We start from the raw sequence: 15,550 nt of genomic DNA, 5'->3' as shown, positions 1-15,550 counted from the left end.
CTCCGTATTGGCTGTCCTCAGGCCAGGGTCCGCTCGACGATGTCGGCCAGGTCGCGCGACAGGTTCTTGCGCTGGGCCATATCGGCGAGCACGAGCCGGGCGTGCTCGCGCCGGCCGCTTTCCAGCGAGCGCCAGGAGCGGAACGCGGTGGCGAGCCGGGCCGACACCTGCGGGTTGTGCTTCTCGAGCGCCATCACCGTATCGGCCACCAGCCGGTACCCGGAGCCGTCCGCACTGTGGAAGGCGGTTTGGTTAGCCATGGCGAATGTGCCGATCAGCGCCCGCACCCGGTTCGGATTGGTCAGCGAGAAATGGGCATGTCCCATCAGCTCGCGCATCAGCTCCACCGTATCGGAGGAGGGGATCATCGCCTGGATCTGGAACCATTTGTCGAGCACCAGCGGATTGTCGCGATACTGTGCTTCCAGCCTGGCGAGCGCCTCGCGGCTGTCCCCGTGCTTCGGGAAATGATGCGCCAGGACGGTCAGCGCCGCCGCCCGCTCGGTCATGTTGTCGGCCGTGTCGAACTGCTCGCGGGCGGGGCCGGGGTCGCCGGCCGCCAGCGCCATGTACTCGATTAGCGCATTGCGCAGGGCACGCCGCCCGGCGCCTGCCGCGTCGGGCGCGAATGGCGCATTGTCGTGCAGGCTGGCGTGAAGGCCGGCGAAGTCCCCGCGTCCCGCCTCGGCGATCGTCGAAAGCAGCGCCATGCGGGCCGCGTAGATGGCATCCGGGTCGATGTTCTCGCCGATCTCGCGCGCGATGTCGGCCTCCGCGGGCAGCGTCAGGGCCAGCGCCCGGAACGCCGCTTCCAGCGCGCCGTCGCCGGCAAGCTCGACCGCCAGACCCACCAGCTCGTCGGGGAAGGCGAGCTGCCGCCCGCCGCGCTTGCGCCGGGTCGCAGAGATCAGCGCCTCGGTGAAGAGCGTATTGAGCGCCTGCCAGCGCGAATAGGGGTCGCGGTCGTGCCGGGCGAGGAACAGCCGCTCCTTCGCCACGCTGCTGGCAGCCATGGTGACGGGGGCCGAGAAGCCGCGGTTGATCGACAGGACCGGCCGCGCCTTCAGGCCGCTGAAGCGGACCGTATGATGCCGCTTGCGCAGATGGATGACGCCGTCCTCGACAGTCGCGCCTTCAGCGCTTTCATAGGCCATGTCCTGGCCGTCCGGCCCGACCAGCCCGAAGGCGAGGGGGATGTGCATCAGCCGCTTGCGGCTTTCGGAAGGGGTGGGCGGCACGGACTGCTCGATTTCCACCGTCAGCGTGCCCTCCCTCGCGTCGTGGCGCGTGGCGATCGCGACATTGGGCGTCCCGGCCTGATGGTACCACAGGGAGAATTGCGCCAGGTCGCGGCCGGACGCGTCCTCGAAAGCCTTGATGAAATCCTCGATGGTGACGGCCTGCCCGTCATGCCGCTCGAAATACAGATCCATGCCGGCGCGGAAGGCGTCCTGGCCGAGCACGGTACGGATCATCCGCACCACCTCGGAACCCTTTTCGTAGACGGTCGCCGTGTAGAAATTGTTGATCTCGCGGAAGCGGCGCGGCCGCACCGGATGCGCCAGCGGTCCCTGGTCCTCCGGAAACTGGTGCGCGCGCAGCGCCCGCACCTCCGCGATGCGCTTGACGGCTCGCGAGCGCTGGTCGGCGGAGAACTCGTGGTCGCGGAAGACCGTCAGGCCCTCCTTCAGGCAAAGCTGGAACCAGTCGCGGCAAGTGATTCTGTTACCTGTCCAATTATGGAAATACTCGTGCGCGATGATCGCCTCGATATTGGCGAAATCCAGATCCGTCGCCGTGTCCGCGTCGGCGAGCACATATTTGTCGTTGAAGACGTTGAGGCCCTTGTTCTCCATCGCGCCCATGTTGAAATCCGACACGGCGACGATGTTGAACACGTCGAGATCGTATTCCCTGCCGAACCGCTCCTCGTCCCAGCGCATCGAGCGTTTCAGGGAATCCATCGCATAGGCCGCGCGCTCCTCCTTGCCGTGCTCGACATAGATCGCCAGGTCGACCGCGCGGCCCGAGGCGGTGGTGAAGCTGTCGGTCACCGCGCCGAGGTCACCGGCCACCAGCGCGAACAGATAGGAGGGCTTCGGATGGGGATCGTGCCAGACGGCAAAGTGCCGCTCCGCGTCGAGCGCGCCCTTCTCGACCGGATTGCCGTTCGACAGCAGGAGCGGCGCCTCCTTGCGGTCCGCTTCGATGCGCACCGTGTAGACGCTGAGGACGTCGGGCCGGTCGAGGAAATAGGTGATGCGACGGAAACCCTCCGCCTCGCACTGGGTGCAGAACACCCCGTTCGAGACGTAAAGCCCCATCAGCGCCTTGTTCTTGGTGGGCGAAAGCCGCGTCTCGATGGTCAGTTCGAACCGCGCGGCATGCGGCGTCTTGCGGAGGATCAGTCTGTCGGGGGAGGCCTCGAAGGTCGTCGCATCCGCCTTGGCGCCGTTCACCGCCAGCCCCGCCAGCACCAGGCCGTCGCCGTCCAGCGTCAGCGGCGCCGTCACCGCGACGCCCTGCCGGCGTTCGACCTTCAGCACCGCCGTGACCAGCGTTTCCGCGGGCCCGAGCTGGAATGTGAGGGTCACCTCGGGAATGAGATAGTCGCTCTCGCGATAATCCTCGAGCCGAAAAACCTGGCCGTTGTCCTTGAGCATCATGTTTCTTCCTACGACCTCGCCCGGGTGACCGCAATTTGTCCCGTCGCTGGTCCAACAAATTTGGATTGTTGCTCTTTACACAATCATATGCCTCGACAAAACTAAGGTTGCGAATATCGCCGACTGTTTCCAGCCCGCAAACGCGACGTCGGCCAGGCTGCCCTTGGCCAGAAGGAATTCCCCATGACTGTGATGACGCCGAAATTCGGAATGGGCGCTTCCGTTCGCCGTAAGGAGGACGCCGCCTTCATCACGGGAAAGGGCCGCTACACGGACGACTTCTCGCCCGAGGGCACGCTGCATCTCTATGTGCTGCGCTCGCCGGTCGCCAAGGCGGGTTTCACCATCGCCTCGACCGACGAGGCAAGCGCCGCGCCGGGCGTGCATCTGGTGTTGACCGGCGCTGATCTGGCACATCTGGCGGATCTCAAGTCCGGCGCGATGCAGAAGCAGCCGGATGGTACCCGCGCCCCTACGCGCGACATTCCGATCCTGTGCCGCGACCGGGTCCACTATGTCGGCGATGCGGTGGCGCTCGTCGTTGCCGAGACCCGCGCCCAGGCGCAGGACGCTGCCGAGATGATCGACATCGATTTCGAGGACGAGGAGGCGATCGCCAGCACCGCGGACGCCCTTTCCGACGAAGCGCCGCTGGTCTGGCCTGAACTCGGCTCCAACCGCGCCTTCCTCTACCAGATCGGCGACAAGGCGAAGTCGGACGCCGCCTTCGACCGGGCCGGGCATGTGACGCGCATCGAGTTCGTCAACAACCGGCTGGTGTGCAACTACATGGAGCCGCGCGCCGCGCTTGCCGAATGGCGCGCCGACGAGGACCGCTTCGTCCTGACCACCGGCTCGCAGGGCGTCCATTCCATGCAGGGCATTCTGGGCCGCGTCTTCGGCATCGAGCCGCGGCAGCTGCGCGTCGTCACGCCCGATGTGGGCGGCGGCTTCGGCCCGAAATCCTTCGTCTATCGCGAATACGCCATGGTGATGGAGGCTGCCCGCCGGCTCGGCCGCCCGGTCAAGTGGACCGGCGATCGCAGCGAGCATTTCATGACCGACGCGCAGGGGCGCGACAATGTCGTCACCGCCGAGATGGCGCTTGATGGGGAAGGGCGCTTCCTCGCGCTGCGCGCCAGCCTGACCGCCAACATGGGCGCCTATATCTCGCAATACGCGCCGTTCATCCCCTATGTCGGCGCGAGCATGTCGACCGGCGTCTACGATATCCAGGCGCTCGACGTGGCGATCCATGGCGTCTACACGAACACCTGTCCCGTCGATGCCTATCGCGGCGCCGGCCGCCCGGAAGCCGCTTTCCTTTTGGAAAAACTGGTCGATGCCTGCGCCCGTGATCTGAATGTCGGACGCGAGGAAATCCGCCGCCGCAACTTCATCAGGCCCGAGCAGTTTCCCTACCGCACCCAGACCGGCCGGCTCTACGATGTCGGTGAGTTCGAGGCGCATATGGACCTCGCCATCGAGCGTTCGGGCTGGCGGGATTTCGACGCCCGCGCTGCCGAAGCGAAGACGCGCGGAAAGCTGCGCGGCATCGGCATGGCCACCTATATCGAGGCCTGCGCCTTCGCCGGGTCGGAGCCCGCCCATGTGCGGCTTGAGGGCGATGGCTCGGTGACGCTGCTGATCGGAACCCAGTCGAACGGCCAGGGTCACGCCACCGCCTATGCGCAGTTCGTTGCCGAGAAGCTGAACATCGACATCGACAGGATCACCGTGCGTCAGGGCGATACGGACGAGCTCGCCTCCGGTGGCGGCACCGGCGGTTCGCGCTCGATCCCGCTCGGCGGCGTTTCGGCCGCCCGGGCCGGCGAGGACCTTGCCGAGAAGATCCGCCGGGTTGCTGCCGATGAGCTGGAAGCGTCGGTTGACGATATCGAGCTGGTCGGCGGGGCCGCGCGGATCGTCGGGACGGACCGGCAGGTCGATTTCGCGGGCATCGCCCGGGCCGCCCGGCAGCCGGAGGACCTGCAGGGCTTTGGCGAGTTCGTGCAGGAGGAGGCGACCTATCCCAACGGCACCCATGTCTGCGAGGTCGAGATCGACCCCGCGACCGGCAAGGTAGTCGTTGCCGGGTACTGGATCGTCGATGATTTCGGCGCGACGGTGAACCCGATCCTGCTGGCCGGCCAGGTGCATGGCGGCGTTGCCCAGGGACTGGGCCAGGCGCTGACCGAGGACACAGTCTATTCCGACGACGGGCAATTGGTGACGGCGAGCTTCATGGACTACGCCATGCCACGCGCCGACGACCTGCCCTTCATCCATTTCGAAACGCGCAACGTGCCGTCCACCACCAATGCGCTGGGCATCAAGGGCGCGGGCGAGGCCGGCACCATCGGCGCGACGCCGGCGGTGCTCAACGCCGTGACCGATGCGCTCTACCGCGCTCATGGCGTGCGCCACATCGACATGCCCACGACGCCGTCGCGCGTCTGGCAGGCGATCCGCGAGGCCGAGAGCCGATCGTGAGCGATGCTTCTTCTTCCGTCCCGCCGTTACCTGCGGCGGGCATTGCCTCGATGAGGTCGTAGACCATGCCCGCCGTGACGGAACTTGGCGTCGAACGCCAGCCTCTGATTGGCATCGCGCTCAAGATCGTTTCGGTTTCCATCTTCGTGGTCATGTCCTCGCTGATCAAGTCGGCGGGGACGCTGCCGGCGGGGCAGATCGTCTTTTACCGGTCCTTCTTCGCCATCTTCCCGATCCTTGCCATGCTCGCCTGGCGGCGTGAGCTTGCGACCGCTTTCCGCACCACGCACCCCGTCAGCCACATCATGCGCGGCCTGGTCGGCGTCACCGCCATGGGGCTGGGCTTCTTCGGCCTAACGCGCCTGCCATTGCCGGATGCGATCACCCTGAACTATGCGCAGCCGCTCATCGTCGTGGTCTTTTCCGCGATCTTCATGGGCGAGGTGGTGCGCGTTTATCGCTGGAGCGCGGTCATCGTCGGCTTTGTCGGCGTGATCATCATCGCCTGGCCGAAGCTGACGCTCCTGACGGGCAGCGCCGGGATGGGAGCCGGGGAGGCGGTCGGCGTGATCGCCATCCTCTGCGCAGCGGCCGGCTCCGCCGTCGCCATGCTTCTTGTGCGCAAACTGGTCCAGACCGAGAAGACGGCGACCATCGTGCTCTGGTTCTCCGTGACGGCGACGGTTCTGGCGCTGTCCACCATTCCGTTCGGCTGGGCCGATCTGTCACGGGATCAGTACTTGGCGCTGGCGGGCGCCGGCGTCTGCGGCGGCGTCGCGCAGATCCTGATGACCGAGTGCTACCGCCATGCGGAGCTGTCGACCATCGCGCCTTTCGAATACACCTCGATGATCCTGGCGATCATCGTCGGCTATTTCGTCTTCGGCGACATCCCGACGCTTTACACGCTGATCGGCGGCGTCGTCGTCATCGGGGCCGGCCTTTTCATTATCTGGCGGGAACGCCAGCTCGGCCTGAAGAACCTCGCCGCCCGGCGCTTCGTGCCGCCCAGCTCATGAAGTCGCTTCGTGCCGCCCAGTTCATGAGATCGCCTCATGCTGCCGCCGCAGATAGGCGGCGGTGGCGTGGTCGGTCGGAAAGAAGCTCTCGATCGCCAGTTCGGACAGGCTGACATCGAGCGGCGTGCCGAAGACTGTGGTCGTCGTGATGAAGGACAGTTCCTCGCCGCCGATCCTGAGGCGCAGCGGAATGGCGATCCGCTCGGCCTCCGTCGATTGCGGCTGGGGTCCCGGATCGCGCCGCGGATAGGCGGCCAGCTCCTTCTCCAGCGCCGCCAGGGCCGGATCGGCATAGCGGTCGTTCAGCTCCTTCAGCCGTCCCAGCGCATGGCCGCGCCATGCCTCCAGGTTGACGATGATGGAGGCAAGCCCCTCGGGATGGAGGCTGAGCCGCAGGACATTGACCGGCGGCTGCAGAAGCGCCGCGTCGCGCACATGGGCGAGCAGCGGCTTCAGCGCGCTGTTGGCTGCGACCATGGTCCAGTGGCGGTCGATGGCGAGGGCCGGGTTCGGCGCATGGCCGTCCAGCACGAGCTGCACCGCATCCATCGCCGGCTTCAGGGCGGGGTCGTCCAGCGACCGCTCGGAGAAGCCGGGCGCGTAGCCCGCCGCCAGAAGCATCTGGTTGCGTTGCCTGAGCGGCATCGACAGGCACTCCGACAGATGCAGGACCATCTCACGCGACGGCGCGGAACGGCCGCTTTCGACGAAGCTCAGGTGGCGCTGCGAGATTCCTGCCTCCAGCGACAGGTGCAGCTGGCTCATCCGGCGGCGCTGTCGCCATTCGCGCAACAGGTCGCCGACCCCGGTGATGCTGCGTGTCGTGTCCATCTCGATCATGCGGGGAGATTAGCGCATCGATATCATCGTTTCGATTACCTTAAGCGTAATCGACCAAGATCGCGTGGGAAACCGCGCGCGGCGGGGGCGAGCGCCCGGCATTGCCGGGCTGCTGCATCACTCCCCCCAGGCTCAGAAGCCGTCGTGCCGGCTGGACCAAAGCGGTCCCGTGCGTTCCTCGTCCTTGAGGCTCTCGGAGCCGAAGTGATATCTGAGGCCGACCAGAAACCCATGCGTCTTGCCGCCGAAGACGGCACCGTTCCGCTTGCCGGAAAACCCCTCGAAGCGGTAGCCGCCAAAAGCGCTGATCGGGTTGTTCGGCAGCCGGTAGTTCGCGGTGGTTCCGATGGACAGCACGTTTGCCTTCACGTGGTCCGTCCGCCGGTGCCGGAAACCGCCCTCCAGGTCCAGACGGAGATTGTCGGTGAAGTAGTAGCGCGCGCCCGCATCCAGTGCGGATTGGTCGAGATCCGGACCTTCAGCGAGGATTTTCCCGAACCCGATCCGTGCGAAAACCGTCGCCTGCGAGAGGAAGTATGCGGTCTCCAGCCCGCCGGAAACGATCTTTGCTTCCTGCGAGAGGTTGATCGCGGCGAGCTGCGGCAGCGCGCTGGACTCGGACAGTCTCGTCATTCCGGCATAGACGCCGACCGCATACTTTTCCGGTTGCCGGAAATAGCCGTGCCCGGTCACCGAAAAGCTGTTGGCCTTGGCCCCTGCCTGGGACGCCCTTTGGTAGGTCCCGTCCATCTGCAGGTTCCAGTCGCTGCCGGCGCCCCAGTTGCCGGTGCCGCGCAACTCCCAGTGCCGGCCCTTGCTGTTGGCGTCGTCGCCGCGGAGGGTCGTGCCGGCGCGGCTGACCTCGACGAAGCCCGACAGTTCGGTCCTGAGAGGAAGAACTGGGGCGTTTCTGCCAGCTTTTTCGTCGCTGGATGGGAATGGAGGCGGGGTGGGGATGTCGAGATCCGCTGCGATGGCGGACAGACTGCTGCCGAGCAGGGCGGCGAACAAGAGCATGTGCCCCCCGGAAGCAACGCTGTTACGCATTTTCGTCTCCGGGATGTGATAAAGCGCAACTTTCGCGCGAATTATCTAATATTGACTTAACTTAAGGTGACAAGTCGGATCACGCGCTCCCGACGGCGTCGAGCTTTGCCCTGATCTCCAGAAAATCGCGCCAGGCGAGCGCCTTGTGCGCGGGATTGCGCAGCAGATAGGCGGGATGCAGGGTCGGCATGGTCGGGATCTCGCTTCCCGACGGTGTGCGATGCACGGCCCAGTTGCCGCGCATGCGCATGATGCCGGTCTGGGTGCGCAGGAGGAGCTTCGTCGAGGGATTACCCAGCGTTACCAGCACCTTCGGCGCCACCAGCTCGATATGCCGCTCGATGAACGGGCGGCAGATCTCCGTTTCGAGCGGCGAAGGATCGCGGTTGCCCGGGGGGCGCCAGGCTATGACGTTGGAAATGTAGACCGAGCTGCGGTCGAGGCCGATGGCCGCGAGGATGCGGTCGAGCAGCTTGCCCGACCGGCCGACGAACGGCAGGCCCTGCAGGTCCTCGTCGCGTCCCGGCGCCTCGCCGACAAGCATGATCGACGCCTGCGGGTTGCCGTCGGCGAAAACGGTGCTTTTCGCCGTGGTCTTCAGGTTGCAGCCATCGAATGCCTCGAGCTGGGCGCGCAGCTCATCGAGGTTCGCGGCGCCGGCCGCGATCTCGCGCGCCCGTGCCGCCTGCGCGTCGTCGGGAACCGCCGCTTTCGGCGTGGCGGGAGAAGGGGCGGGGCGATTGCCCGCCGAGGCGGCGGCCGGGCGTGCGGGCTGCTGCCTGCCGGCGGCCCGCTGTTCGGCTTCCTGCTGCGTCTCGGCAAACCGGTCTGCCGGCATGTCCCACAGGGGTTCGTCCACGCCGGCATCGGCGTAAAACGTCAGAAGCTCCCTGAGACCTGCGGAATCCATTCCGTCCTGTTCCTGCTGTGGTGAGGCCGCAATGTCTCCCCGTTTGGCCGCCGATGCAAGTTCACGACGATGGAATGCGGGGATCCTGCACCAGATAAAACTCCGGCTGCGGTGTCAGGTCGGTGATCAGCAGGCGAAACGCCACGCTTTCGCCGGGGTCCACCTTGCCGTCCTGGAACAGGAGCCGGTCATAGGGCTCGAACTTGCGGTCATAGGCGGCGAAGCGGTTCGATCCCAGCTGCTCCCGCCCGATGTCGCGCTGGTTGAACGACAGCCCGTCGCTGTAGATGCTCGGCTGCCCACGCTTCTCCTGCAGCTCGAACTCGAATTCGATCCAGGCAAGACCGCTGCCGTTGATGGTCTCGATCTCCATGTAGAGGAAACCCTGGCCGGAGCGTTCATCGGCCGCATAGCGGGAAACCTCGCCGGTCGCGCGGATCACCAGGACGACCGCGGCGCTGGTGGACAGTTCCTGGGTCAGGATCACCGGGTCGGCGCGGGTGCCGCTGCCCTCCACCGCGCGGATGCGGAAACCGCCCAGCTCGTCGGAAAAGGAGTACCCGCCGGCGTGCCAGCGCCCGTCATCGCCGGGTCCCGCGCCGAGCAGCAGCGGGATGAGCGACAGGGCGAAAAGTGGCGCGACGCGAGGCAGGGGGACCTCCCTTGATCTCCCTATTCTACCCCCAATGCGTGTGGAGGAAAATCGGAATCACGCCGGCGCGGGATCAGCCGCCGACCTGCCAGCGGGAGACGGCTTCCGAAGGGTGGACCAGTTGGAGGATGTTGAGCGTCAGATTGTCCCGGATCATGTAGGCCATGAACACCTCCGTCGCCACCACCAGAAGGATACTGAGCCACAGGGGTGAAACGCGGGCGAGGACGAAGCCAGCGATCATGGCGAGCGTGTCCGAGAGCGAGTTGAGGATACTGTCGCCGAAATAGCCCTCGGCCAACGCCGACTGGCGGTAGCGGTCGATCACCATCGGCGTGTTCTCGGCCATCTCCCAGGCCGCTTCCAGCCCGACCGCCAGCGCCAGCCGGAAGCCGATGGGCAGGCGTCGGGCGACCAGCCAGAGCAGCGCGTAGAAGATGAGTCCGTGCAGGACATGCGAATAGGTGTACCAGTCGCCGATATGCTGCGATGTTTCCGGCCCTGACGGGTCCGAGTACCAAAGCTTGACCGTTCCGCAGTCGCAGATCGTCGTCTGACCCATGACCTTCAGGAAAAACGCCTGTACCGCGAGGATCGCGAGCACGCAGAAACCGGTGACGGCAACTGGATTCCTTCGATAGGCCGCCAGCAGCCTGTTCTCGGTCGCGTCCACGCGCAGCGCCCTCCTTGATGAAACGGCGCGAGACTGCGCGGATTCGGTCCCGCGGGCAAACGGGAATTGCCTGCGGACCCATTCTCAGTTATTTACGTTTACGTTAAAGTAATATTGAATTCGGCAGCAATCGGGAATGGGTTGATGCAACTTCTCTGGTTCCGATAGGGCCGGGGATGCGCTATAGCCCGGCGTTGAAACACTTGTGCGGACTGGCTGGTATCCGGATCGCGCCGGCGTTCGAGCTGATCGAGAGCACGGCGCGCGAGAGAAAAAGACTGCGGAGGGTGGAATGAGCGAAGCGGAACGCGAAAGCATGGAATTCGATGTGGTGATCGTCGGCGCCGGCCCGGCGGGACTTGCCGCGTCGATCAGGCTCAAGCAGCTTGACCCCGAGCTTTCCGTCGTCGTTCTCGAGAAAGGCGGCGAGGTCGGCGCGCATATCCTGTCCGGCGCCGTGGTCGATCCGGTCGGCATCGATCGCCTCCTTCCCGACTGGAGGCAGGAGGACGACCACCCTTTCAGGACACCGGTCACCGAGGATCGTTTCCTCGTGCTCGGGCCGGCCGGTTCGCTCCGCCTGCCGAACTTCATGATGCCGCCGCTGATGAACAATCACGGCAATTTCGCCGTCTCGCTGGGCAATGTCTGCCGCTGGCTTGCCGGCCACGCCGAGGCGCTGGGCGTCGAGATCTATCCGGGCTTCGCCGCGGCCGAGGTGCTGTACAATGACGAAGGCGCGGTGATTGGCGTCGCGACGGGCGATATGGGCGTCGAGCGCGACGGCTCGCACGGCCCGAACTACCAGCCCGGCATGGCGCTGCTCGGCAAATATGTGCTGATCGGCGAAGGCGTCCGCGGGTCGCTCGCCAAGCAGCTGATCGCCAGGTTCGGCCTCGACGAAGGCCGCGAGCCGCAGAAATTCGGCATCGGCCTGAAGGAACTCTGGGAGGTGAAGCCGGAGAACCACAAGCCCGGCCTCGTCCAGCATTCGTTCGGCTGGCCGCTCGACATGAAGACCGGCGGCGGTTCCTTCCTGTACCATCTGGAAAACAACCAGGTGGCGGTCGGCTTCGTCGTTCATCTGAACTACAAGAACCCCTTCCTCTCGCCGTTCCAGGAATTCCAGCGCTTCAAGACGCATCCGGCGATCCGCGGCGTGTTCGACGGCGCCAAGCGCATCTCCTACGGCGCCCGTGCCATCACCGAGGGCGGTTTCCAGTCGGTGCCGAAGCTGGTCTTCCCCGGCGGCGCGCTGATCGGCTGCTCGGCCGGCCTCGTCAACGTTCCGCGCATCAAGGGATCCCACAACGCGGTCCTGTCGGGCATGATGGCTGCCGAGCACGTGGTCGAGGCGTTCGCCGCCGGCCGTAGCAACGACACGCTCGAAGCCTATGAGAACGCCTGGCGCGCCTCCGACATCGGCAAGGACCTGAAGAAGGTGCGCAATGTGAAGCCGCTCTGGTCGCGCTTCGGCACCCTGCTCGGTGTCGGCATCGGCGGGTTCGACATGTGGATGAACACCCTGTTTGGCTTCTCGCCGTTCGGCACCATGAAGCACGGCAAGACCGATGCGGCGTCGCTGGCGCCGGCGGCCGGCTACAAGCCGATCGACTATCCGAAGCCGGATGGCGTCCTGACCTTCGACCGCCTCTCCTCGGTGTTCCTGTCCAACACCAATCACGAGGAAGACCAGCCGGTTCATCTGCACGTCCGCGACATGGACCTGCAGAAGGCGTCGGAATATGCGGTCTATGCGGGGCCGTCGTCGCGCTATTGCCCGGCGGGCGTCTATGAGTGGGTCGATGCGGACGGCAACGCGCTGACCGACGGCAGCGATGCGGCCGATGCCCGGTTCGTGATCAACGCGCAGAACTGCGTCCACTGCAAGACCTGCGACATCAAGGATCCGAACCAGAACATCAACTGGGTTCCGCCGCAGGGCGGCGAAGGACCGGTCTATACGGGAATGTGAGCGACGTGTCCGACGAGCATACCGCGCCGATCGACGAAGAAGCGCTGGCCGAAGCCTATAACCGCGCCCTGGCGCTGGAGAAGTCCGGCGATTTCGACGCCGCGGCGATTGCCTATGCCGAGGTCCTGCGTCTCGATCCGGCCGACCACGGCGGGGCCGCCGTGCGGCTTGCCAGCATGGGGCGCGGCGAGACCCCACCCAAGGCGCCCGATGCCTATGTGACGACGCTGTTCGACCAGCACGCCGGCGATTTCGAGAGCATCCTCGTCGACCAGCTCGGCTACGATGTCCCGCTCCTGGTCCGCGAGGCCCTTCTCGTTCACGCGCCGGGGCCTTATGGCCGCATGCTCGATCTCGGCTGTGGCACCGGCCTCAGCGGCGAGACCCTGCGCGACATGGCCGGTCATATCACCGGCGTCGATCTGTCAGAGACCATGCTCGAGGTCACCGACGAGAAGGACGTCTACGACGCCCTCTACGCCGGCGAGGCGGTGGACTTTCTGGAGAATGCGGATGTCGAGCCGTTCGACCTCATTACCGCGACGGACGTCCTCCCCTATCTCGGCCATCTCGAAGCGTTCTTTGCCGGCGCGGCCTCCTGCACCGTCGCCGGGGCCATCCTTGCCTTTTCCAGCGAGACGCTCCCCGACGAGACCATGAAGGGCCGCGCGTTCATGGTCGGTCCACACCAGCGCTTCGCCCATGCGGAGAGCTATGTGCGCGAAACACTCGCCGCCGGCGGCTTCGCCTGCCTCTGTTTCGAACCGATCACGGTGCGTCACGAAATGGGGCAGCCGGTGCCGGGGCATCTGGTGCTCGCGCGCAGGCAGTAGGGCGGCTCAGGCCGGTGCGCCGCTTCCGGCCTGGGCCTGCAGGACGTCCTCGCCATGGTCGCGCGGGCGTGGCAGGACGCCGAATTCGAACAGGACCGGCAGATGGTCGGAACCGGCACTGCCCGGTCGCTTGACCGTGATGGGCACGATACGGCCCTTCGTAAAAATGTTGTCGATCGGCAGGCCGACGAGCCGGCGGATGCTTTCGGGAAAGAAGGGCAGGAACCAGGTCGGGCCGATGCCGCCGAGCGTGGTCAGTTCGCCGGCGGCGGCCAGTCGCCGGGCGGTCACGCTCCACGGCGTCGCGTTGAGGTCGCCCGCCAGGATCGCCGTGTCGCCCAGTTGCGCGACGGTCGGCGCGACCCTGCCGAGCTGATTGCGCTGTTCGAACGGCCAGGGCCATCCGAGATGCAGGGCGGCGATGTCGATGGCGCTGCCGCCGAAGCTGATCGTCGCCGTCGCCATCGCTCCCCGGTCGTGGCACGCCGCTGCCGAGGGATGAAGGAACGGCCGGCGCGACAGGATCGCGACGCCGCCGATCCGAGCTGGCGGCGGACAGATGATGCGATAGGGGTAGGTCGCCTCGAGAAACTTCAGCTGCCCGACCCACATGCGCGACACTTCGTTGAGCGTCACCACATCCGGGCGCGTTTCGCCGATCAGCGAGAACACCTTCTTCGGCGTCGCGTTGTCGTAGCGCAGGTTCATCTGCAGGAGCCTGTACTGCGCCGCCGGCATGGTCTCCGCATGGGCTGCTGCCTGACCGGCGCGCATTCCGGGCGCCAGCGTGGCGCTGATCGCCGCCAGGCCCAGAACCGTGCCGGCCGCGCCGATCTGCCGCCAGCCCCGGACAAAGAGCAGCGGGGCGGCCGACAGCGCCAGCAGCGCCGCCAGGTGAAGACGGAAATGCGCCATGGAATCGAATGCCGGATGAAGGCTGCCCCAGTAGCCTGCCACCAGCGGGAGGCTGATGGCGGTCGCCAGGATGGCGAGAAGGGCAGGGAGCAGGCGGCGGAAATCAGGCATGGTTCGCTTCGGTCCATCGTGGGTCCGCTGGCATCGCCTTACGACCGCATGCCTGCGGAACTCCAAGGAGATCGACAGGTCCTGACCCTAAAGGATGTTGCCCGAAAGTGGAAACCGGTTTCGGGCGGCATGCGATAAAACAAGGACCTGAAGCGTGGCACGCTCATCGGAAAGATTGCGACACGCTTTAACGGCTGAAATGTGGTGGGAGCAAGGTCGGGGAGGGGCGTTCAGGCTTTCTGGGCCCCCGACGCGCTCTCCGACAGGATCCAGTCGCGGAAGGCGCGGACGCGGGCATCGTCGAGCTGTTCCTTCTGATAGACGAGGTAATAGGCGCTCTTGGCCGGCACTGTCAGCGCGAACGGCTGGACGAGCGTGCCAGCGGCAAGCTCCTCGTCGGCGAAGCTGGAATAGCCGATCATCACCCCCTGGCCATGGACGGCGGCGGCCGCGGCCATGGAGCAGTCGGGGAAGTTGAGGCGTTTCGCCGGTTCGACGCCCGTTGCCTCCGCCGCATCGAGCCAGATGCCCCAGTCGTCATCCGTGCATTCGAGCATCGTGGCCTCCGCCAGTGCTTCTGTCGGCGGTCTGCCCGCCAGTCTCTCCGCGACCGAGGGCGCGCAGAGCGGGGTTACGGTGCATTCGAGGATCAGGTCCGCGCACAGGTTCGGCCAGGCGCCCTTGCCATAGCGCAACGCCAGATGCGCGTCGCCGGCGGCGAGGTCGGCCAGCCGGTTGGTGCTGAGGATCGCGATTTCGATGTCGGGATGGCAGGTGCGGAAGCGGTCGAAGCGCGGCATCAGCCATCGCACGCCGATGGAGGTTGACAGGCTGACCGTCAGCGGCCGCGACAGGTCGGGGCCGACAAGCGCGCTTGTCGCCTCCGCCAGCCTGGCGAAGGCGTCCCCGACGCCGACGCGGTATCGTCGTCCCGCCTCGGTCAGGCTGAGGCCGCTTGCGCTGCGCTGCAGCAACTGCTTGCCGAGTTCTTCCTCGAGGCTGCGCAGCCTGTGGCTGACGGCGCTTGGCGTGATCCCCAGCAATTCCGCCGCATTGGCCAGGCTGCCCGCCCGCGCCACCGCTTCGAATGCCTGCAGTCCCCGCAGGGAAGGAAGTCGCCGCATGATCCGCTCCGGTTGAGGAAAATTCAAAAGCCAACTGAGATCTTCGCGTTTGCCGGAAGCTTAGTTTGGTCTGATCTTCCGGCAATGTGTAGAAAATTCTTCAAGAAGCTTTTTGTCTCCTACCATCGCGCGAAGACGTCTTCACCGGCGGGCGGCTGCGCCCCCGGTCGCGGGCTCGTGGGGTTGCTGATCCCCGGCCCGCCCGGGGCGGTCGATCATTTGATGGGGTCGCTGCTGGTCCGGGACAGGCTGGCTAGTGGAAGGCCGCGGGGCAGGCGCCGGTGAAAACGGC

12 protein-coding genes are annotated in these 15,550 nt (G+C 65.9%); 4 read left to right on the top strand and 8 right to left on the bottom strand.

Going from position 1 to position 15,550, the window contains the following annotated elements; genetic code table 11:
- Positions 1-17 precede the first annotated feature (17 nt).
- Positions 18-2,663, bottom strand: a complete 2,646-nt coding sequence (gene pepN, locus NA2_RS05500; RefSeq protein WP_008595099.1) for an aminopeptidase N — start codon at positions 2,661-2,663, stop codon at positions 18-20.
- Positions 2,664-2,849: 186 nt separating this feature from the next.
- On the opposite strand from pepN, the gene NA2_RS05495 reads away from it, so the two are divergent.
- On the top strand, positions 2,850-5,159 hold the full coding sequence (locus NA2_RS05495) for a xanthine dehydrogenase family protein molybdopterin-binding subunit (RefSeq protein ID WP_008595097.1): 2,310 nt from the start codon (positions 2,850-2,852) through the stop codon (positions 5,157-5,159).
- A gap of 65 nt (positions 5,160-5,224) precedes the next feature.
- Positions 5,225-6,178: a DMT family transporter gene (locus tag NA2_RS05490; RefSeq protein WP_008595096.1), complete on the top strand. Its 954-nt coding sequence runs from the start codon at positions 5,225-5,227 to the stop codon at positions 6,176-6,178.
- A gap of 21 nt (positions 6,179-6,199) precedes the next feature.
- On the opposite strand, the gene NA2_RS05485 is transcribed toward NA2_RS05490, so the two are convergent.
- The 5 genes from NA2_RS05485 to NA2_RS05465 all read right to left on the bottom strand — a co-directional run bounded on the left by NA2_RS05485 (position 6,200) and on the right by NA2_RS05465 (position 10,300).
- Positions 6,200-7,018, bottom strand: a complete 819-nt coding sequence (locus tag NA2_RS05485; protein ID WP_008595094.1) for a helix-turn-helix domain-containing protein — start codon at positions 7,016-7,018, stop codon at positions 6,200-6,202.
- A gap of 132 nt (positions 7,019-7,150) precedes the next feature.
- Positions 7,151-8,035 carry a hypothetical protein gene (locus NA2_RS05480; RefSeq protein WP_008595092.1) on the bottom strand — a complete coding sequence of 295 codons (885 nt, stop codon included), beginning with the start codon at positions 8,033-8,035 and terminating at the stop codon, positions 7,151-7,153.
- Between the two features lie 109 nt (positions 8,036-8,144).
- A complete protein-coding gene (locus NA2_RS05475; RefSeq protein WP_008595089.1) occupies positions 8,145-8,975 on the bottom strand; it encodes a uracil-DNA glycosylase in 831 nt (276 codons plus the stop codon).
- A 61-nt stretch (positions 8,976-9,036) separates the two neighbouring features.
- On the bottom strand, positions 9,037-9,492 hold the full coding sequence (locus tag NA2_RS05470; RefSeq protein WP_008595087.1) for a hypothetical protein: 456 nt from the start codon (positions 9,490-9,492) through the stop codon (positions 9,037-9,039).
- Between the two features lie 208 nt (positions 9,493-9,700).
- Positions 9,701-10,300, bottom strand: a complete 600-nt coding sequence (locus NA2_RS05465; protein WP_008595086.1) for a DUF2585 family protein — start codon at positions 10,298-10,300, stop codon at positions 9,701-9,703.
- Positions 10,301-10,592: 292 nt separating this feature from the next.
- Between NA2_RS05465 and NA2_RS05460 the strand changes: the two genes are divergently transcribed.
- Complete coding sequence (locus NA2_RS05460; RefSeq protein ID WP_008595084.1) at positions 10,593-12,275, top strand: electron transfer flavoprotein-ubiquinone oxidoreductase; 1,683 nt, start codon at positions 10,593-10,595, stop codon at positions 12,273-12,275.
- Positions 12,272-13,108, top strand: coding sequence for a methyltransferase (locus NA2_RS05455; protein WP_008595082.1), 837 nt, complete (start codon positions 12,272-12,274; stop codon positions 13,106-13,108). Before NA2_RS05460 ends, NA2_RS05455 begins: the two co-directional genes overlap by 4 nt.
- Before the next feature lie 6 nt (positions 13,109-13,114).
- On the opposite strand, the gene NA2_RS05450 is transcribed toward NA2_RS05455, so the two are convergent.
- Positions 13,115-14,134: an endonuclease/exonuclease/phosphatase family protein gene (locus tag NA2_RS05450; RefSeq protein ID WP_008595079.1), complete on the bottom strand. Its 1,020-nt coding sequence runs from the start codon at positions 14,132-14,134 to the stop codon at positions 13,115-13,117.
- A gap of 230 nt (positions 14,135-14,364) precedes the next feature.
- Entirely contained in the window at positions 14,365-15,258 is an 894-nt protein-coding gene (locus NA2_RS05445) for a LysR substrate-binding domain-containing protein (protein ID WP_008595077.1), read from the bottom strand.
- Positions 15,259-15,550: the final 292 nt, after the last annotated feature.

The sequence above is a fragment of the Nitratireductor pacificus pht-3B genome (genome assembly GCF_000300335.1).
In the GTDB taxonomy this organism is placed as follows: domain Bacteria; phylum Pseudomonadota; class Alphaproteobacteria; order Rhizobiales; family Rhizobiaceae; genus Nitratireductor; species Nitratireductor pacificus.
The sequence above is the reverse complement of the archived record's forward strand: the minus strand, read 5'-3'. Positions and strand labels throughout refer to the sequence as shown.